The sequence below is a fragment of the Aliiglaciecola sp. CAU 1673 genome (assembly GCF_029223185.1).
Taxonomy (GTDB): Bacteria; Pseudomonadota; Gammaproteobacteria; order Enterobacterales; family Alteromonadaceae; genus Bowmanella.
Window position 1 is genome coordinate 1 of record NZ_JARHUG010000016.1, and the last position, 18,275, is coordinate 18,275.

Annotated in this window: 22 protein-coding genes and 1 other annotated feature; of the genes, 15 read left to right on the plus strand and 7 right to left on the minus strand. The window is 50.7% G+C overall.

The features are described 5' to 3' along the window. Positions 1 to 157 precede the first annotated feature (157 nt). Positions 158 to 868: a fatty acid metabolism transcriptional regulator FadR gene (fadR, locus tag P2G88_RS14870; protein ID WP_275797309.1), complete on the minus strand. Its 711-nt coding sequence runs from the start codon at positions 866 to 868 to the stop codon at positions 158 to 160. 241 nt (positions 869 to 1,109) lie between these two features. Here fadR and nhaB point away from each other — a divergent pair, with 241 nt between their 5' ends. Beyond that, entirely contained in the window at positions 1,110 to 2,687 is a 1,578-nt protein-coding gene (nhaB, locus tag P2G88_RS14875) for a sodium/proton antiporter NhaB (protein WP_275797310.1), read from the plus strand. Positions 2,688 to 2,750: 63 nt separating this feature from the next. Beyond that, complete coding sequence (dsbB, locus tag P2G88_RS14880) at positions 2,751 to 3,278, plus strand: disulfide bond formation protein DsbB (RefSeq protein ID WP_275797311.1); 528 nt, start codon at positions 2,751 to 2,753, stop codon at positions 3,276 to 3,278. Between the two features lie 32 nt (positions 3,279 to 3,310). Here dsbB and P2G88_RS14885 read toward each other — a convergent pair whose 3' ends face one another. After that, positions 3,311 to 3,595 carry a hypothetical protein gene (locus P2G88_RS14885; RefSeq protein WP_275797312.1) on the minus strand — a complete coding sequence of 95 codons (285 nt, stop codon included), beginning with the start codon at positions 3,593 to 3,595 and terminating at the stop codon, positions 3,311 to 3,313. Positions 3,596 to 3,831: 236 nt separating this feature from the next. Continuing rightward, positions 3,832 to 3,952: a sequence feature (His leader region), on the plus strand. Between the two features lie 28 nt (positions 3,953 to 3,980). Between P2G88_RS14885 and hisG the strand changes: the two genes are divergently transcribed. From hisG to gdhA, 12 genes are all read left to right on the plus strand, one after another. Continuing rightward, positions 3,981 to 4,880: an ATP phosphoribosyltransferase gene (gene hisG, locus P2G88_RS14890; RefSeq protein ID WP_275797313.1), complete on the plus strand. Its 900-nt coding sequence runs from the start codon at positions 3,981 to 3,983 to the stop codon at positions 4,878 to 4,880. A 2-nt stretch (positions 4,881 to 4,882) separates the two neighbouring features. Next, positions 4,883 to 6,181 carry a histidinol dehydrogenase gene (gene hisD, locus P2G88_RS14895; protein ID WP_275797314.1) on the plus strand — a complete coding sequence of 433 codons (1,299 nt, stop codon included), beginning with the start codon at positions 4,883 to 4,885 and terminating at the stop codon, positions 6,179 to 6,181. Beyond that, positions 6,171 to 7,253: a histidinol-phosphate transaminase gene (gene hisC / locus P2G88_RS14900; RefSeq protein ID WP_275797315.1), complete on the plus strand. Its 1,083-nt coding sequence runs from the start codon at positions 6,171 to 6,173 to the stop codon at positions 7,251 to 7,253. Before hisD ends, hisC begins: the two co-directional genes overlap by 11 nt. Further along, complete coding sequence (gene hisB, locus P2G88_RS14905) at positions 7,250 to 8,320, plus strand: bifunctional histidinol-phosphatase/imidazoleglycerol-phosphate dehydratase HisB (protein WP_275797317.1); 1,071 nt, start codon at positions 7,250 to 7,252, stop codon at positions 8,318 to 8,320. Before hisC ends, hisB begins: the two co-directional genes overlap by 4 nt. Beyond that, positions 8,320 to 8,910, plus strand: a complete 591-nt coding sequence (hisH, locus tag P2G88_RS14910; RefSeq protein WP_275797319.1) for an imidazole glycerol phosphate synthase subunit HisH — start codon at positions 8,320 to 8,322, stop codon at positions 8,908 to 8,910. Before hisB ends, hisH begins: the two co-directional genes overlap by 1 nt. Positions 8,911 to 8,919: 9 nt before the next feature. After that, on the plus strand, positions 8,920 to 9,669 hold the full coding sequence (gene hisA / locus P2G88_RS14915; protein ID WP_275797321.1) for a 1-(5-phosphoribosyl)-5-[(5-phosphoribosylamino)methylideneamino]imidazole-4-carboxamide isomerase: 750 nt from the start codon (positions 8,920 to 8,922) through the stop codon (positions 9,667 to 9,669). Beyond that, positions 9,669 to 10,442, plus strand: coding sequence for an imidazole glycerol phosphate synthase subunit HisF (hisF, locus tag P2G88_RS14920; RefSeq protein WP_275797323.1), 774 nt, complete (start codon positions 9,669 to 9,671; stop codon positions 10,440 to 10,442). The genes hisA and hisF overlap by 1 nt, the downstream gene beginning before the upstream one ends. Before the next feature lie 249 nt (positions 10,443 to 10,691). Then, a complete protein-coding gene (hisIE, locus tag P2G88_RS14925) occupies positions 10,692 to 11,321 on the plus strand; it encodes a bifunctional phosphoribosyl-AMP cyclohydrolase/phosphoribosyl-ATP diphosphatase HisIE (protein ID WP_275797325.1) in 630 nt (209 codons plus the stop codon). Positions 11,322 to 11,434: 113 nt separating this feature from the next. After that, positions 11,435 to 11,992 carry a cytochrome b gene (locus tag P2G88_RS14930; protein WP_275797327.1) on the plus strand — a complete coding sequence of 186 codons (558 nt, stop codon included), beginning with the start codon at positions 11,435 to 11,437 and terminating at the stop codon, positions 11,990 to 11,992. Then, the gene (locus P2G88_RS14935; protein ID WP_275797329.1) at positions 11,989 to 12,558 is read left to right on the plus strand and encodes a YceI family protein; all 570 of its coding nucleotides are present in this window, start codon (positions 11,989 to 11,991) and stop codon (positions 12,556 to 12,558) included. Before P2G88_RS14930 ends, P2G88_RS14935 begins: the two co-directional genes overlap by 4 nt. 129 nt (positions 12,559 to 12,687) lie before the next feature. Further along, positions 12,688 to 13,323, plus strand: coding sequence for a 2OG-Fe(II) oxygenase (locus P2G88_RS14940; RefSeq protein ID WP_275797331.1), 636 nt, complete (start codon positions 12,688 to 12,690; stop codon positions 13,321 to 13,323). A 110-nt stretch (positions 13,324 to 13,433) separates the two neighbouring features. After that, a complete protein-coding gene (gene gdhA / locus P2G88_RS14945; RefSeq protein ID WP_275797333.1) occupies positions 13,434 to 14,774 on the plus strand; it encodes an NADP-specific glutamate dehydrogenase in 1,341 nt (446 codons plus the stop codon). Between the two features lie 3 nt (positions 14,775 to 14,777). On the opposite strand, the gene P2G88_RS14950 is transcribed toward gdhA, so the two are convergent. Both P2G88_RS14950 and P2G88_RS14955 read right to left on the minus strand, forming a co-directional pair. Further along, positions 14,778 to 14,993: a hypothetical protein gene (locus P2G88_RS14950; RefSeq protein WP_275797335.1), complete on the minus strand. Its 216-nt coding sequence runs from the start codon at positions 14,991 to 14,993 to the stop codon at positions 14,778 to 14,780. Between the two features lie 63 nt (positions 14,994 to 15,056). Continuing rightward, positions 15,057 to 15,677 carry a DUF924 family protein gene (locus P2G88_RS14955; RefSeq protein ID WP_275797337.1) on the minus strand — a complete coding sequence of 207 codons (621 nt, stop codon included), beginning with the start codon at positions 15,675 to 15,677 and terminating at the stop codon, positions 15,057 to 15,059. Positions 15,678 to 15,855: 178 nt separating this feature from the next. Between P2G88_RS14955 and P2G88_RS14960 the strand changes: the two genes are divergently transcribed. After that, positions 15,856 to 16,290 carry an Hsp20 family protein gene (locus P2G88_RS14960; RefSeq protein ID WP_275797339.1) on the plus strand — a complete coding sequence of 145 codons (435 nt, stop codon included), beginning with the start codon at positions 15,856 to 15,858 and terminating at the stop codon, positions 16,288 to 16,290. 50 nt (positions 16,291 to 16,340) lie between these two features. On the opposite strand, the gene P2G88_RS14965 is transcribed toward P2G88_RS14960, so the two are convergent. The 3 genes from P2G88_RS14965 to adk all read right to left on the minus strand — a co-directional run bounded on the left by P2G88_RS14965 (position 16,341) and on the right by adk (position 18,239). Then, positions 16,341 to 17,132 carry an alpha/beta hydrolase gene (locus P2G88_RS14965; protein WP_275797341.1) on the minus strand — a complete coding sequence of 264 codons (792 nt, stop codon included), beginning with the start codon at positions 17,130 to 17,132 and terminating at the stop codon, positions 16,341 to 16,343. Positions 17,133 to 17,138: 6 nt separating this feature from the next. After that, complete coding sequence (locus P2G88_RS14970) at positions 17,139 to 17,528, minus strand: MAPEG family protein (protein ID WP_275797344.1); 390 nt, start codon at positions 17,526 to 17,528, stop codon at positions 17,139 to 17,141. Between the two features lie 63 nt (positions 17,529 to 17,591). Continuing rightward, positions 17,592 to 18,239, minus strand: a complete 648-nt coding sequence (adk, locus tag P2G88_RS14975) for an adenylate kinase (RefSeq protein WP_275797346.1) — start codon at positions 18,237 to 18,239, stop codon at positions 17,592 to 17,594. Between the last annotated feature and the right edge of the window lie 36 nt (positions 18,240 to 18,275).

Consider the following 18,275-nt stretch of genomic DNA (forward strand, 5'->3'; position numbering starts at 1 on the left):
GGCGACCATTTCTAGTTCATATTGTTGGGGGGTTTTGTCTCTAAGCATGGTGAATCCATGTTGTTCACTATGCTCATTAGATCAAAGGCCTGGATCTGCGTCCAGGCCTTTTTCAACAGTCTGCGCCCCATCGGGGCGTTTTTTTTGGCGATAATAATCAGTCCACCAAATCCTTGGGCATTTCGCCACGGATCTCATGCCAGATTTTCCCGCTGGCGATGCCATATTTGCGGATCAGTGTGGGTACCTGCTCATGGGAGCCGTTCTGTGCCAACTGCAGCAGTTGGGCATAATAATCCTTGGCCAGGTTACGGGATTTATCGTTGGCGAAGTAGTAGCCACCAATTCTGGCATACAAGCCACGAAAGCCATTCATCATCAACACATATACCGGATTACCGGAGGCAAAAGCCAGATCATGATTGATGCGGTAATCCATTTCGGCAAAGGCTTGGCCATCTTCCGGGAAGTCAGCATGTTGTTTTAGCACTTCAGCTGCCTTCTCAGGGGCATTTTTTATGGCGCCACGGATAAACACCGCACTGACACTGGTGCGGGCCGCCAACAACTGATCTACCAATTCGGGAATACCGTCTTGATCCAATCTGGCCAGGGTTTCCAGGATATTTAAGCCACAGGTTTCCCAAAAATTATTAACCTTGGTGGGTTTACCATGCTGTATGGTCAGCCAGCCATCCCGGGCCAGGCGCTGCAATACTTCACGCAAGGTAGTACGGGTCACCCCAATCAGTTCTGACAGTTCGCGCTCGGCCGGCAAAATGGTCCCGGGTGGAAATCTGCCACTCCAGATGGACTCCACAATATACTCTTCGGCAAACCCGGCGGGACTCTGAGCCTTGTAAATCATGCATTACTCACTTTGTGGTGAATTTTCTAAAGTTATTCAGTTGTTAACGCAACTGATTGTACCAGATGTCAAGGCCATTGGAACCTATTACTTAGGGTCTAGGAAAAACGCTAAAATGCCAAAGAAATGGGCAATTACAGCGTTCCTCTTTTAGGGCTAACCACCAGAATTGCCTTGCTTTTTTGCCTCTTCACCATTAAAACTTGAGTAGCTGAACCTATTCACCCAAGGACCAACCAATATGCAAGAATCAATGGTCACGGCATTATTTAAGAACTTTATGGGGCATGCCCCGGATTGGTATAAAAAAACCATCATCGCCTTTCTGATAATCAATCCGGTCCTCTTCGTTATTAATCCTTATTTTGCCGGCTGGATGCTGGTACTGGAATTTATCTTTACCCTGGCCTTAGCCTTAAAGTGCTATCCCTTGCAGCCTGGCGGCTTGCTGGCGCTAGAGGCGGTTGCCATCGGCATGACCAGCCCCGAACATGTAAAGCATGAAATCTTCGTCAACATTGAGGTGGTGCTGCTGCTGATTTTTATGGTGGCCGGTATCTACTTTATGAAAGATCTGCTGCTGCACCTTTTTACCAAAATGCTGATCAAGGTGCGTAGCAAAACACTACTGGCGCTGTCCTTTACCTTTGCCTCTGCATTTTTGTCCGCCTTTTTGGATGCTCTTACGGTGATCGCCGTGATTATCGCCGTAGCCACAGGTTTTTATTCTATCTATCACAAAGTGGCCTCCGGTAAGGATTATCACCATGACCACGATCATACTCAGGATGAGAACATGCCTCATCCAACTCGTGACGATCTGGAAGGTTTTCGTGGCTTTTTACGTAATCTGATGATGCACGCTGCCATTGGTACTGCCCTGGGCGGCGTGACCACCATGGTCGGTGAACCGCAAAACCTGATCATTGCCGAAAAGGCTGGCTGGAGTTTTATTGAGTTTCTGCTGCGCATGTCACCCATCACCCTGCCTGTATTGATCTTTGGCTTACTGACCACCGTTGTCGTGGAGAAAATGAAACTGTTCAGCTACGGCGAAACCATGCCAGAGACAGTCAGAGCTATCCTCACCGAATATAGCCGCTATGTGGATGAGAAGCGCACTAAGCGCGACAGCGCCAAACTGTTGGTGCAGGCCCTTATTGCAGTTTGGTTGGTGGTCGGTCTGGCGCTGCACTTAGCCGCCGTCGGCATGATCGGTTTATCAGTGATTGTGTTAGCCACTATCTTCAGCGGCATCACCGAGGAACATCAAATTGGTAAGGCTTTCGAAGAGGCCCTGCCCTTTACCGCCCTGCTCTGTGTTTTCTTCGCAGTGGTAGCGGTAATTATCGATCAGGGCCTGTTTATGCCTGTGATTGACTGGGTACTCACCTACGAAGGTAAGACACAGATGGTGTTGTTCTACCTGGCTAACGGTGCACTGTCGATGATCAGTGACAACGTGTTTGTGGGCTCGGTGTATATCACCGAAGTCACCACCGCCCTTAAGCAAGGCCATATCACCCGTGATCAATACGACATGCTGGCGGTTGCCATCAACACCGGTACCAATCTGCCAAGCATCGCCACGCCTAATGGTCAGGCTGCCTTCCTGTTCCTGCTGACATCTGCCCTGGCACCACTGCTGCGTCTGTCCTATGGCCGCATGGTATATATGGCGTTGCCTTACACCGTGGTACTGACTCTGGTTGGTCTAGCGGCAACCTACTTCAGCCTGTATGAGATGACGGAGTGGCTATATCAGATGAATCTGATAGGCCATCACAGCGGCGTCACAGAAGTGCCATCAGGCCATTAACTCGCTACGGGGCGTGAGGCCCCGTTCTTTTTTACAAACCTTTTTTTGCGGTAAAAACATTCGATGAATTTCTTCTCCCATATGGCCGATTGGCCGACTAAACGCTGGCCTTGGCTAATGTTGATGTTAAGTGCGCTGTTTCTGGAGATCTCTGCGCTGTACTTTCAGTACGGTATGAATCTGAAGCCATGCATTATGTGTATCTATCAGCGCAATGCAGTATTTGGCCTCTTGCTTGCCGGCCTAGTGGGCATGTTTCTTCATGCCTATGGAGTCGGCAGATTTATCGCTTTTAGCCTATGGGCAGTTTCTGCGGTTTGGGGTTTATTGATTGCCAATGAACATTTGGATATCCAAACGGCGGCCAACCCCTTCTTCACTGTCTGTGAAATTGTGCCCAATTTCCCCAGTTGGTTGCCATTGCACGAGTGGATCCCGGCAGTCTTTGCCGCCACCGGCGATTGTGGCGACATTGATTGGTCCTTTATGGATATGAGTATGCCGGCGTGGATGCAGGTGATCTTTGCCGTTTACAGCGCATTGTTGGCAGTGGTGTTGATTGCCAGATTAGCGCGCCATCGCTCAATTTAAAAATATTGAATTGGGTCCTGCCGCTTGGTGTGTCAGATATACACATCTAAGTGGCCTGGACCGGCCTTATTTTCACCGTCGGCCACCGGCGTTTCGGCTTTTGTGGATCCGGCCTGCTTTTGCTTCTTCTGCTTTTCTTTGTCTTTTTTTTGCATTTCTTCGCGGGCTTCACGCTCTTGTGCACTTAAGCCTTCGTCTTCTTCGATCAAAGACCGGATTTTGGCCTCTTTTGCTACCTGCTCAACCTTAAATTCCTCTTCAAGCGGGCTGGTTTTACCCTCCTTGGGTAGGATAGGAAACATAAGATCGCTGGGCATGGCATCACTCCAAACAATGACTCAATCTAAGTATCGGAAATCTATGGGCTTACTTTAGATTAGGACAACTTACACAGCCTTTTTATCCGCAAAAAGGCATTGTTTATTCCAATTGGTTTTAAGAAAAGGCCGGAGGGTGTTGGAATTGGCACTTGCACAGTCCCGCGCGGGTACGGTAAGTTAATGACATATTTAACGGTTTCCCGAATTATGTTTAACCAGAACCTGAACGCTATCCACCACCATCATCATCTAGCATAACCTTTCAGGTTCGTGCTGGAAGGTTATTAACTAGCCTTCCAGTGGAATCTTAGCTGTTTAAAGACCCCCGGAAGGCAACTTCCGGGGGTTTTGTGTTTCAGGCTCAACAAAAAAGGCAAATAGCATGACTGACAGCAACAGATTACGTATTGCAGTGCAAAAGTCCGGGCGTTTGTGCGACGGCAGTATGGAGCTCTTAAAGGCCATTGGCGTTAAGTTCTCCTTGCGCGACAGACTGCTGATTGCTCACTCCACCAACCAGCCCATCGATCTGTTAAGAGTGCGTGATGACGATATACCAGGGCTGGTGATGGACGGAGTGGTCGATCTGGGCTTTATCGGTGAAAACGAGCTGGAGGAAAAAATGCTGGAGCGTAAAACCGCTGATAAGCCAGCCCAGTACGAGGTGTTGGAACGTCTGGATTTTGGCGGTTGTCGCTTGTCGATTGCGGTCCCTGCCGAGCTGAATTACCAAGGCATCGAGTCCCTGAATGGTAAGAAGATCGCCACCACCTATCCCTATCTGCTCGAGCGCTTTTTCCGCGAACAAGGTGTCAATGCTAAGGCATTAATGCTTAACGGCTCGGTGGAAGTAGCTCCCAGGGCGGGCTTAGCCGATGCCATCTGCGATCTGGTCAGCACCGGTGCCACCCTGGAAGCCAATGGCCTGGAAGAAAAAGAGGTGATATTCCGCTCCAAAGCCGTGCTGATTCAGCGCAGCGGCGAGATCAGCAGTGCCAAACAGCAACTGATCAGCAAGCTGTTAACCCGCATCAATGGTGTGATGCAAGCCAAAGAAAGTAAGTACATTATGCTGCATGCGCCCAAAGATAAGTTGGATGCTGTCAAAGCCCTGCTGCCCGGTGCTGAAAACCCCACGCTATTGCCCTTGGCCGGCAATGAAAGCCAGGTGGCGGTGCATGTAGTCAGCACCGAAACCCTGTTTTGGGAAACCATGGAAAAACTCAAAGCCCTGGGTTGCAGTAGCATTCTGGTCATGCCCATTGAAAAGATGCTGGGGTAAGTATGCAAATCTGGTCACAGCTCAACAACGAGGAACAGGCAGCCCTGTTGGCTCGCCCCGCCCTGGCGCAGGGAACCGAATTAAAAACTGCGGTAGAAAATATTTTAAAGGCCGTGCAACAAAGCGGAGATGCGGCACTTCTTGAACTGACCGAGCGCTTCGACAAGGTAGCACTCGACGCACTGCGCTTACCCATAGCCGATATCGACAATGCCGAAGCAGAGCTAAGTCAGAGTGTAAAAGACGCCATCGGCCGCGCCTATGCCAATATCTGCACTTTTCATGAGGCGCAAAAACCCAATGACGTGCGCATCGAAACCATGCCCGGCGTACTTTGCGAGCTTAAGCACAAGGCCCTGGATACCCTTGGCTTATATATCCCAGGAGGCAGTGCGCCCTTACCCTCTACCGTGTTAATGCTGGGCATTCCGGCACAGGTGGCCGGTTGTCGCCGCCCTATTTTATGCACCCCGCCGGGTAAAGACGGTCAAATTGCCGCTGAAATCCGCTATGCTGCCAAGCTTTGCGGTATTAAGGAAATTTACCTGGTAGGCGGCGCCCAGGCCATCGCCGCCATGGCTTTAGGTACCCAAAGTATTCCCAAGGTGGATAAGATCTTCGGTCCCGGCAATAGCTTTGTGACCCAGGCCAAACAGTTGGTCAGCCAGTTACCGGGCGGCCCGGCCATCGATATGCCGGCCGGTCCTTCGGAAGTGCTGGTAATTGCCGATTCCCTGGCGAATCCAGTCTTTGTGGCCGCCGATTTACTCTCCCAGGCCGAACATGGCGCCGATTCCCAGACTGTCCTGGTGACGGACAGCGCGGCACTTATCGAGGCTGTTAAAGCCCAGGTTGAGATCCAGCTCACTTCCCTTTCCAGAAAAGCGATTGCCGCCAAGGCCATGGCTAACAGCCGTTTTATCCTGGTTAAGGATATGGATGAGGCAGTGCAGGTATCTAATGCTTACGGGCCGGAGCATCTGATAGTGCAAACCGCATTCCCAGAGTCACTGTTGGAGACCCTGGATAATGCCGGCTCTATTTTTGTCGGTCCCTGGTCGCCCGAGTCTGCCGGCGATTATGCCAGCGGCACCAACCATGTACTGCCTACCTATGGCTATGCACGCAATACCTCGAGCTTAGGTCTGTTGGATTTTATGCGCCGCTATACCTTGCAAACCATCAGTGAGGATGGATTGAAGGCCTTAGGCCCTGCCATTATGCGTTTGGCAGAAGCCGAGGGACTAGATGCCCACCGCCAAGCCGTGGCCGTTCGATTGGAGCAACAAGATGTCTGCTAACAAGCTAGTTAACAAGCTGCTTTGTGCACACCTGCAAAGCCTGGAACCCTACCAGTCGGCCAGGCGCTTGATTTCAGGTGGGCAGGATTGGCTCAATGCCAATGAATCACCCTATGCTAATGACTTCGAGCTTGATTGTAGTCGCCTGAATCGCTATCCCGATTGCCAGCCAAAGACACTTATCAACGCCTATGCCCAGTATACCGGTGTGGACAGTGACAAGGTGTTGGTCAGTCGCGGCGCCGATGAGGCCATTGAGCTTTTAATCCGGGCATTTTGCACGCCAGGGCAAGACAAGGTGCTGATTTGTCCCCCCACCTACGGGATGTATGCGATAAGCGCCAAGACCTTTAATGTGGGCGTGGTAGAAGCGCCACTGCTTTCGGATTTCAGCCTGGATCTGGATGCGGTACAAAGCGTTAAAGGTCAGGTCAATCTGGTCTTCCTGTGCTCACCTAATAACCCCACCGGCACAGTGCTGGCAAAGGCCCAGGTGCAAGCCGTGCTGGAGCATTTTGCCGACAGTGCCCTGGTGGTATTGGATGAAGCTTATATTGAATTTGCCGATGAAAATTATTGGGCCAGCCAGTTGGGGCGTTATCCCAATCTGGTGATCCTGCGTACGCTGTCAAAAGCCTTTGGATTGGCCGGTATCCGCTGCGGCTTTGCCCTGGCAAACACAGATATTATTCAAGCGCTTTTAAAGGTGATTGCCCCCTATCCCCTCCCGCAGCCGGTAGCGCAAATTGCCGAGCAGGCGCTTTCCGCCGCCGGCCTTGAGCGCACCACAGAACAAGTCAGTACGCTGAAAAACCTGCGCAGCCAATTGGCGCAGGCCTTGGCTCACTATCCACAGCTTGTGCCCGTGGGCAGCGATAAAGGCAATTTTCTCTTGGTGCGTACCAATAAGCGCCAGGCACTGATGACCTATCTGATAGCGCGCGGCATTTTAATTCGCGACCAATCCAAGCAGCGCAATCTTGAAGATTGCCTTCGCATTAGTATTGGCAATCAGGAACAAAACCAGCGCCTTTTGGCCGCACTGGACAGTTTTTTTATGGAGCACGCATGACACGACAAGCCATTCTATTTATCGATCGAGACGGTACTCTGGTGGAAGAGCCTGCCATCGATAAACAGCTCGACAGTCTGGAAAAACTGGTCTTCGAACCACAAGTGATTCCGGTGCTGCTGCGCCTGCAACAAGCCGGATTTCGCCTTGTAATGGTCAGTAATCAGGACGGTCTTGGTACCAGTAGCTTTCCACAAGCCGATTTCGATGCGCCCCACGATAAGATGATGGCGCTTTTTGCAAGTCAGGGCGTTCGCTTTGACGATGTGCTGATTTGCCCGCACTTTGACAAGGACAACTGCAGTTGCCGTAAGCCCAAGTTGGGGTTGGTTAAAGATTACCTGCAACAAGGTAAGGTGGATTTTGAGCGCTCTTATGTGATTGGCGATCGGCAAACCGATCTACAGTTAGCCGAGAATATGGGAATTCGCGGCATTCAATACGATCGCACCACCAATCCCTGGACACAGATTGAACGCCAACTGTTAAGCCAGGGCCGCACGGCGAGTGTCAGGCGCACTACCTCGGAAACCGACATCGAGATTAAGGTCGATCTGGATAACCAAAGCAAAGGTAACATTGAGACCGGTATCGGCTTTTTCGATCATATGCTCGATCAAATCGCCACCCACGGCGCCTTCCAACTTGATGTCAAAGTCACCGGCGACTTACATATTGATGAACATCATTCGGTTGAAGACACCGCATTGGCTTTGGGCGATGCCCTAAAAAAAGCGCTGGGTAATAAACGTGGTATCGGTCGCTTTGGTTTTGCCTTACCCATGGATGAGTGCAGAGCAGAATGCGTGCTGGATATCAGTGCCCGCCCTTACCTTAAGTTCGACGCCAGCTTTACGCAGGAAAAGGTCGGCGGCATGTCGACACAAATGGTATCTCACTTCTTCCGCTCCCTTTCCGATGCCATGGGCATTTCCCTGCATCTTTCCACCAGCGAGGGCAATGCCCATCACCAGGTAGAAAGCTTGTTTAAGGTATTTGGGCGAGCTCTGCGACAGGCCATTGCTAAACAAGGCGATGTGTTACCCAGCTCCAAAGGGGCGCTCTGATGGAGCTGGTTATTATCAATACCGGCTGCGCCAATATCGCTTCGGTGGCCTTTGCCATCGAACGTTTGGGCATGAAAGTCAGGGTCTCGGATCAGCCAAATGAGATCGAATCTGCCGACAAGCTGTTTTTGCCCGGTGTGGGTGCCGCGGCCTCTGCCATGCAGTCCATCCGCGAGAAAGGCTTGGATACCCTGTTACCCGGCCTTACCCAGCCGGTGCTGGGCATTTGTCTGGGCATGCAACTCATGGGACGTCATTCCGAAGAAGGTAATGCCAATTGCCTGGGCATGATTGAAGCAGATACCAAGCGTATGCGTGCAGAGGGATTGCGCTTACCCCATATGGGCTGGAATACCGTGCAGTTTCCCCGGCAAAGCGCTCTATTCGAGGGCATCGACGCTGGTACCTACTTTTACTTTGTGCATGGCTTTGCCATGGCTTTAGGGGACTATACCCTGGCCAGTTGCGACTATGGTCAACCTTTTAGCGCTGCCATTGGCAAAGATAACTTCTATGGGGTGCAATTCCACCCGGAGCGTTCAGGCGCGGCGGGAGCACGGCTGCTACACAACTTTATTCATAATCTTTAAGGCACGGCCATGACAGCAAGACAAATAATTCCTGCCATTGACCTGATTGACGGTCAGGTGGTGCGCCTGTATCAGGGTGACTACGCCAAACAGACACAATATTCGTTATCGCCGCTGGATTTGGCAAAACGTTATGCACAAGCCGGTGCCGCCTGGCTGCATATTGTCGATCTCTCTGGGGCCAAGACCCCTGAAAAACGCCAGGTTGAGTTGATTGGTCAGATTGCCGCCCTCGGTGTTATCAACTGCCAGGCCGGTGGCGGTGTACGCAGCAAAGAAGATATCCAGGCGCTGTTGGATGCAGGCGTTAAGCGAGTGGTACTCGGCTCGGTGGCCGTCAAGCAGCCAGAGTTGGTGCGTGAGTGGCTTGAATACTTTGGCGCAGAGGCCATTGTGCTGGCACTGGATGTAAACATCACTGCTGATGGTCGCAAGCTGGTTGCCACCCATGGCTGGCAACAAGACAGTGGCGTTGAAATAACTGCCCTTCTGGAAAGCTATGTAAGCGCCGGGGTGAAGCATGTACTTTGCACAGATATTGCCTGTGACGGCACCCTGGCCGGCCCCAATCAGAAGCTTTATGAAGAAATGAAAGCCACCTTCCCCAGCATACAGTGGCAGGCCTCTGGCGGCATCGGCAACCTTGACCATATTCGCCATCTGGCCGCCTCTTCGGTGGACCATCTTATCCTTGGTCGTGCTCTGCTGGAGGGCAGATTTAGCCTGGAAGAGGCGAAAAACCTTTGGGAGGGTAACTGATGCTGGCCAGACGCATTATTCCCTGCCTGGATGTTAAAGATGGCAAGGTGGTCAAAGGGGTGCAGTTTCGAAACCATGAAATTGTCGGTGATATCGTGCCCCTGGCTCAACATTACGCCGCCCAGGGCGCCGATGAGTTGGTGTTTTATGATATCACCGCCTCAAGCGATGCGCGGGTAGTAGACAAATCCTGGGTCAGTCGTATCGCCCAGGTGATCGATATTCCATTTTGTGTGGCCGGGGGAATCAAAAGCGTTGACGATGCCGCGCAAATCCTGGCCATGGGTGCGGACAAGATCTCCATCAACTCCCCCGCGTTGGCCGATCCCAGCCTTATCACCAAACTACATGATCGCTTTGGACAACAATGTGTGGTGGTTGGGATCGACAGCTATTTTGACGCAGACAGCGGCACCTATCAGGTGAAACAATTTACCGGCGATGAGGCCCGTACCAAGCTTACCGACTGGCAAACCGGTGACTGGGTAGCAGAAGTGCAGCGCCTGGGCGCCGGCGAGATCGTGCTGAATTGCATGAATCAGGATGGCGTGCGCCAGGGCTATGATATCGAACAGTTGGCAAAGATCCGGGCACGCTGTCAGGTACCGCTGATTGCCTCCGGTGGTGCCGGAGAAATGCACCACTTTAAGGACGTATTCGAGCAGGCCGATGTGGACGGCGCCCTGGCGGCCTCGGTATTTCATAAGGGCCTGATCGCCATCCCTGAGTTAAAGGCCTATTTACGTTCACTGAATGTAGCGATAAGAGATTAACCACAGAGACACAGAGAACACGGAGTAATTGATTGCAGATATAAAACCTCTGTGCTCTCTGTGTCTCCGTGGTGATAAGAAAATTTTGGTATTTGCTGCAAAAAAGTATCGCAGCTGTCACTGACCAAATCCAAGATTGATGCAGTGGGAACAAGATACAAAGACTAACCACAGAGACACAGAGGACACGGAGTAATTGATAGCACATTTAAAATCTCTGTGTCTCTGTGGTGAAAAAGGAGTCCTAAAATGATTATCAACAAAGACAATATTGAACAGCTGGCCTGGGACAAGATGGACGGGTTGCTACCCGCTGTCGTACAGGATGCCTTTAGCGGCAAGGTGTTAATGCAAGGCTATATGGACAAAGCCGCGGTCGATAAGTCCCTGCAAAGTGGCCTGGTAACCTTCTTCAGTCGTTCCAAGCAGCGCCTGTGGACCAAAGGGGAAAGCTCAGGTCATACCCTGCAACTGGTGGAGCTTTCTGCTGACTGCGACCAGGACTGCCTGCTGGCCCTGGCTTATCCCAAAGGCCCTACCTGCCATACCGGTGCTCCCACCTGCTGGCACGAAGGCGGCTTGCCTTCCCTGACCTTTTTAGGCCAGTTGGAGAGTCTCTTGGCCGAGCGAAAAGCCGCCTCACCACAAAGCAGCTACACCGCCAAGCTCTATGCCAGTGGGATTAAACGTATCGCTCAGAAGGTAGGAGAAGAAGGAGTGGAGACGGCCTTAGCCGCCACTGTGGGTGACAAGGAAGAGCTGAAAAACGAAGCAGCGGATTTGCTCTATCACTTGCTGGTGCTATTGCAAGCCAGTGATCTGAGCCTGGCGGATGTGCTGGGCATCTTACAGCAGCGCCACGGACAACCAACGACTTGATACTTCGATTTTTTCGAAGCATTACTGCGTAATTTCGTGATTTTAAATCGCTTCGTGAACCATTAGCATACGACTTTGAGATTTTCATAACAAAATCAAAGGTCTGTTCTTTTATGCTTAAAAACACCACGGTTAGCTGGGGCCGGATCAGCCGAAGCCTGCATTGGCTATCAGCCGTTGTTGTGTTTGGGCTTTTTGCTCTCGGTTGGTGGATGGTGGATCTCAATTACTACAGTGACTGGTACAAGACCGCTCCCCACTGGCATAAAAGCATCGGCATACTGCTAGCGCTTTTCACTCTGGCAAGAGTGCTTTGGCGCCTGGCGCAACCCACTCCGAAAGCACTGGGTAAGTCTTGGGAAATTGCCGCCGCTCATCTTATCCATTGCCTGCTCTACCTGCTGATGCTCGCCATTTTTTTCAGTGGCTATTTGATCTCAACAGCCGATGGTCGGGGTATAGAGATATTCGATTGGTTTACTCTGCCGTCTATGGGTGAGTTGTTTCAAAACCAGGAAGACACTGCCGGCGATGTCCATCGCTGGCTGGCTTACTGCTTGATAGGCCTTGCAGTGCTGCATGCAGTGGCAGCATTGAAGCACCATATTTTCGATAAGGACCAGACCCTGGTCAGAATGTTACGCAACACTAAAAGTAAGGATATTCAATGAAAAAGACGTTAATTGCTGCCAGTTTTCTGGCCCTAAGCACTGGTTTTGCACAAGCAGCCGACTATGTGATTGATACCAAAGGTGCCCACGCATCCATAAACTTCAAGATCCAGCACTTGGGCTATTCCTGGCTGACCGGCCGCTTCAATCAGTTTGACGGCGAATTCAGCTACGATGCGGCCAATCCCACTTCGGCCAAAATCACTGTTAACATCGATCCGGCCAGTATCGACTCCAATCACGCCGAGCGCGACAAGCATCTGCGCAGCGATGACTTCTTGAATGTAGAAAAATTCAAAACCGCTAAGTTTGTCAGCACTAAGGTTGAAGATAAGGGCGACGGTAAACTGGCCGTGCATGGGGATCTGACCTTGCACGGTGTAACCAAGCCTGTCGTTATTGATGCCTACAAGCTTGGTGAAGGCAAAGATCCTTGGGGTGGCTATCGCGCGGGCTTTGCCGGCACCACCACCATCGCACTTAAAGATTTCGGCATCGACTATGACCTGGGTCCAGCCTCAACACATGTTGAGCTGGATCTGCATGTAGAAGGCAAAAAGAAGTAGTTTTATACACCAATATGCTGGCCCCTTTTCGGGGCCATTTCCTAAGTGTCCCTGAAAAATGGGTGACTTTCCCATCGCTTTCACGTAAAACGCGCTACCTTTTGCTTAACCGCACCGTTTTGAGCTCCCATGCCGCTGTCTTTTCTGGATTTTGACAACTTGGCCGATGCTATTGCAGAGCAAGGTTATGCCCTGCTTCAGGACCCTCAAACCCTGGCCCTTGCCGATGGTCTGCTAAGTGAACTGAATAGCTATAAAGAAGCTCATTTTCAACAAGCTGGCATTGGCCGGGAAAACTTACTGCAACAGAATAGTCAGGTACGTACTGATGCTATCCGCTGGCTGGATGGCCACACCAGTGCTCAGAAGCAATTCTTAAATGGTATGGCAACACTGAGAGTAGAGCTCAATCGTCGTCTGTTTATGGGACTGTTTGACTATGAATGTCATTTTGCCCATTACCGTCCCGGAGATTTCTACAAGCGCCATCTGGATGCCTTTAAAGGGCGCACCAATCGCGTGTTAAGCACTGTGCTCTATCTGAATCCTGACTGGCAACCTGCCGATGGCGGTGAGCTATTAATGTACGAGAAGAAACAAGAGAAACCTTTCTTACGCCTGGTACCCGAATTTGGAAAGTTGGTTATTTTCCTCAGCGAGCGCTTCCCGCATGAGGTGCTTCCCGCACAACGGGACAGGTACAGTATTGCCGGCTGGTTTCGCGTGAATGGCAGTATTGGTGGTGCTATCGATCCGGCAAGATAAGATCTTCTTCACCTTTCTATGAGCCAGAATCACGGTTCTAGTTGATCTTGGCGACTTCTTGGCAGGTACACTTAACTATTGGTAACTGCTGTCAAAGTTTAGAGAGCCTCATGAACGATACTGCAAGCCAGGAACAAGTAATTCAGACGCTCAAGGAGCGTTATCCTCATCAGCCTGAATTTTTGCAGGCGGTTGATGAAGTTTGCCGTCATGTGTCGCCTTTGCTCGAAGCACACCCAATATACAACAAGGCCAGAATTTTCGAGCGACTCACTGAGCCTGATCGCACTATCAGTTTCCGGGTTACCTGGCAGGATGATAACAACAATGTTCACATTAACAGAGGCTGGCGAGTCCAACATTCCAACTTAATCGGTCCCTACAAAGGCGGCCTTCGTTTTCATCCCAAGGTCAACGAGTCGGTACTGAAGTTCCTCGCCTTCGAACAGTGCTTTAAGAATGCCCTGACCGGCTTGCCCATCGGTGGCGGCAAAGGCGGTAGTGATTTCGATCCTAAGGGTCGCTCAGAGCATGAGATCATGCGTTTCTGCCAGGCTTTTATGAATGAACTGCAGCGTCATATTGGCCCCTGTACCGATGTGCCGGCCGGCGATATCAATGTCGGTAGCAGGGAAATTGGTTTCCTCTACGGTCAGTATCGCCGGCTGCACAACGAATTTGGCGGCGTACTTACCGGCAAGGAATTGGAATTTGGAGGCTCCCACGTCAGACTCGAAGCCACAGGTTATGGTTTGGTGTATTTCCTGAAAGCCCTGCTAAAAGATGAAGATGAGAGTATCGATGGTAAGGTCGTTGCCATTTCCGGCGCTGGTAATGTGGCCTGTCATGCGGCCAAAAAAGCCATATCAGAGGGAGCTAAAGTAGTCAGTTTGTCAAACAGCAAAGGCACGCTGTATTGTGAAAATGGTTTTGAGATCGGCGTCATCAATGACCTGATCAATCATCGCCAAAACAAAGAAAATCCATTGCAGGAACTGGCTCAAAATGGTCACGGGAAGTGGCTGAAGGATGAGAAACCCTGGCGCATTGCATGTGATATTGCAGCTCCTTGCGCTACAGAAAACGAATTGCTCGAGGAAGATGCCAAGAGGTTGGCAGAAAATAGCTGCAAGATCGTTATCGAGGGTGCCAATATGCCTTGCAGCAAGGATGCGCTGACGGTCTTTGAAAAAGCGGGTATTACCTTTGTACCGGGTAAAGCATCTAACGCCGGTGGCGTTGCCTTGTCGGGATTGGAAATGTCGCAAAATGCCAACTTCCAATCTCACGAATTCGAAGACCTGGATGCTAACCTTCGACAAATCATGGGCAGTATTCACCAGCTATGCAAAACAGAAGGTGAGGAAAAAAACAGGATAAACTACGCCAAGGGGGCTGATATTGCGGCCTTCAAACGGTTGGCAGATGCCATGTTAGCACAAGGGATTTAGTGGTTAACTCTTCAGCACTTGCACAACGGGATAGCGGGCACAGGCCCATTCATGACAAAGGTCAGAGACGTAACCGACAATCTCATTTTCGGCCAACTCACCAGGGATAAAGATATCCTGTGCCAAGCGCTTTTTTCCTTCATTGCCCTTGTAAAAGGCTTTCCAGGCGCGCTCCCGGCGAACCACCTCGACTTCTCTACCAAATACGTTCAACAGCATTAGGATCCTTCTGTGTGATATGGCGATCCAGCATAACATCAATAAACGGAAAAACGCCTGCCTTTATTGCCCGAAGCGCTTACCTCCACTTTCCAGGTAACGCAGTTCTGCTTCATTGCTGGCTCGCCCCAATACCGCATTACGATGGGGAAAGCGTCCAAACTGGGCAATAATATCCCGGTGCTCTTCGACAAATTTCAAAGCGCTTTCAGCGCTTTGCCTGCGCGGTTCGTCGGGAGCTTCTGCAGCTAACGCCTTGAACAACTCTACGGCTTGCTGCTGGCAACCGAGATCTTCAGCATGCTCCAGTGGATGATAAAAAAACAGCTTTTCTGTGTGTTGCAGCAGCTGGTCATGACCTAAGGACAGCCCTTCCTGACACAGCCTTAAGCCAAGATGATCGAATGCAAAAGCCTCAGCCTGGCCGCGATAGATATTGCGACTAAATTGATCAAACAACAAAATTAAGGCCAGCCGCCCCTGAGGTGATTGAGCCCAGTGCTGATAATTCCCTTTCGCCACCGCCAGCAGGGTATCGCCGAAGCGTTCGCGGATGTCCGCGTCTACTTGTTCAGATGCGCCATACCATAGGCGTTGCTTTTGTTTATTTGCCAAGCCGTCGGTTAGCTCACCAAACCAGAAGGTCAGGATTTCCTGTGCTTTTTCATCAAGTTTTTTATTCATATTAATCAATCAGTTAAAGGTTATTTAAAAGATTTTTTATTCCCCAACGTTGAAATCATCTTGCCTGACTACATATAGGAATTGTCGACGCCGAAAGGGTCGATTCCCAAGTAGGGACAAACAGCCGCCGCAAGTCGGGGCAACTAATCAACATATTGCTTATTTTGAGGATATGACTATGCGTAATCTAGATCTCTCTCCACTTTACCGTTCTTTTATTGGTTTTGACCATTTAGCGTCCATGATTGACGCAGCCTCCCGTAACGAAAAGCAACCGGGATACCCGCCATACAACATCGAACTGTTGGGCGAAGACAAATACCGCATTACCATGGCTGTAGCCGGTTTTGAGCAATCTGAGCTCGAAATCCATGTAGAGGAAAACACCCTACAGGTCACTGGCAACAAAATAGAGAAGGACGAGGAGCGAAAGTTCCTGCACAAGGGCATTTCCGAGCGTAATTTCGAACGTAAGTTCCAACTCGGCGATCATGTAAAAGTTCTCAGTGCTGACCTGAAAAATGGCCTGCTGCATATCGAGCTTGAGCGTGTCATCCCTGAGGCCAAGAAGCCCAGAAAGATTGAAATCGGCAGTAACCTGCTGGAAGGCTAACAGCCTGACGTTCTCCCTGGATTAGACAAGGCGGCCAATGGCCGCCTTTATTATTCTGGCGACTGCAGAAAACCAATAAGCGCTGAATTCACTAACTGAGCATGACTGATGGGCGCCATATGCCCACCTTCCACTTCATGATACTGCCAGGAGGGCTGCACAGACAGCAGGCTTTGAGCTACGTTTTTTGCCGATTGACGAGTTTGACGGCCGCTTAACAGCTGTGTTGGCATAGGTAAGGTAGCATATTGCTCAAGGCCGTTAGGCTCATTAATCAAGGCCTGAAAATCCAACCCCACTTTGGCTACCTGAGAACAAAAGAGTTGTTGCATGGAGGATGGGCAGCGGGCGAAAAAGCCTTCGCCATTCCAATAGTCCACAAAACTTGCAGCGGCTTGCTCTTTTGACAGGCTGTCCATATTGGAGGCTAATGTCTCCACCTCTAAACGCGCGGGACAGCCTTTTTTCAATAGATGAAAAGCAACCGGCTCGAAGAGTTGCAGGCTGTTGACCCGCGATGAATGGTCATAAGCCATTTTTAATGCCACGGCACCACCGTAGGAGTGGCCCAGTAAGGAAAACTCTGTCACGGCGAGTTCTTCCAATATCAACTGAATGCGATCGGTTTCGTGCGAAAGGGAGAAGCCCTTACAGCCTGAGGCTTGCGGCGCATCGCCATAACCGAACAGGTCGATATTGATCAGCCGAAAGTGAGATGCCAGGGATGCGCATAAGGGACGCCATTGCCTGGCACTGCTCATGGAGCTATGCAGTAATACCAATGCTGGAGCTTGCTGGGTTCCGCTCAGATGAACGCCTTTAAGTATGTCTGACAACTGCATTTTTAACTATCGATAGACCAGATTAATATCCAGCCAAATCAGTCCAGCAATCACCAAAAAGGTTCCCAGGGTGCCATAGAAGCGCTGCCAGCTATAACCTGAATGGTGACGCACGCCGTACGCATGAATAAGCCGGGAGAACAGCAAGATAGTACCGGCCAGATGCAACCACAATTCACGCACGCCGTTTAGCTCACCAATCAGCATCAGGATAAGGGCCATGGGTACATATTCGGTAAAATTTGCATGCGCCCGGGACAATTGCAGCAATGCCTTGTCTCTTGCGCTTCCCAGGCCGATTCCGGTCTTTTTGCGCATCATACTGACCAGAAACGCCAGATACAGCATGATCACCGCCAACAGGCCCGCATAGAATGCAGTAATAGGAGTTACCATTTCATTTAGCTTCCCTGTGATGCCATTAAAAAAGCCCAATCAAGTTGGGCTTTTCGGAGCGATTTATTTTACCAGGAGTCTGGAGAGTTCGGCGCTGACCTGGTCCACCGGTTTGGTGCCGTCCACCTTATGGTAAGCACAATGACCAGCGGCCGCTTCATTGCGGTAGTAATCTACCAGCGGCTTGGTTTGCTCATGGTAAACAGCCAGGCGTTTACGCACGGTTTCTTCCTGATCATCAGGGCGGATAACCAGTTCTTCACCTGTTTGATCATCCTTACCTTCGACCTTCGGTGGATTGTAAGCGGTATGATAAACACGACCTGAAGCAGGGTGTACACGTCGGCCGCTCATTCGTTCAACAATAACCTCATCACCTACATCAAATTCGATTACATGATCGACAACCACACCATTTTCTTTCATGGCGTCGGCCTGGGGAATTGTGCGCGGGAAACCATCGAGCAGAAAGCCTTTGGCGCAATCAGGCTGGGCAATGCGCTCTTTAACCAGACCGATAATGATGTCATCGGACACCAGCTTACCCTCATCCATTACGCGCTTAGCTGCCAGGCCAAGCTCTGTACCAGCTTTGATCGCTGCACGAAGCATGTCCCCGGTTGAAATCTGTGGAATGCCGAATTTGCCCATCAGAAACTGAGCCTGTGTGCCTTTGCCTGCACCGGGAGCCCCAAGCAGAATAATGCGCATGCCTATCCCCTTCGATAGTCTGAGTCAGTGAAATAA